Annotated in this window: 1 protein-coding gene; it reads left to right on the plus strand. The window is 47.5% G+C overall.

Translation table 11 applies throughout. The features are described 5' to 3' along the window. Positions 1–56: 56 nt before the first annotated feature. Positions 57–373 (plus strand): GIY-YIG nuclease family protein (locus QEH52_RS20315; protein ID WP_308952786.1); only part of this gene is annotated, 317 nt, incomplete at its 3' end.

Consider the following 373-nt stretch of genomic DNA (forward strand, 5'->3'; position numbering starts at 1 on the left):
TCGACGCGCTACGCTTGCTCATGGCAGGCCAAAAGAGTTGAAAATTAAGACGAGCTATGGAATTTCCCAAAGACTTAAAGCGCGTCGAATGCCCTGAGCCTGTCGAAGGGCTGTCTTGGGTTTATATCTTATTAATGCGCAATGGGATGCTATACGTTGGACAAACTAAAAATGTCTCGAATCGCATGCGGCGACACGCTGAAGGAAGTGGCTCTCGACAAGCGAAACAACTGAAGGATTTCACTTTGGTATACACCGAAGGTCCAATGGAGACGACTGCGACCATCAAACGAGAGCGACAGCTTAAGAAGTGGTCGCGAGCAAAGAAGGTCGCGCTTATTCGCGGTGATTTTGAAAAATTGAAAACACTGAG

Origin of the sequence: Thalassobacterium maritimum, from assembly GCF_031127805.1 — a bacterium.
In the GTDB taxonomy this organism is placed as follows: domain Bacteria; phylum Verrucomicrobiota; class Verrucomicrobiia; order Opitutales; family Coraliomargaritaceae; genus Thalassobacterium; species Thalassobacterium maritimum.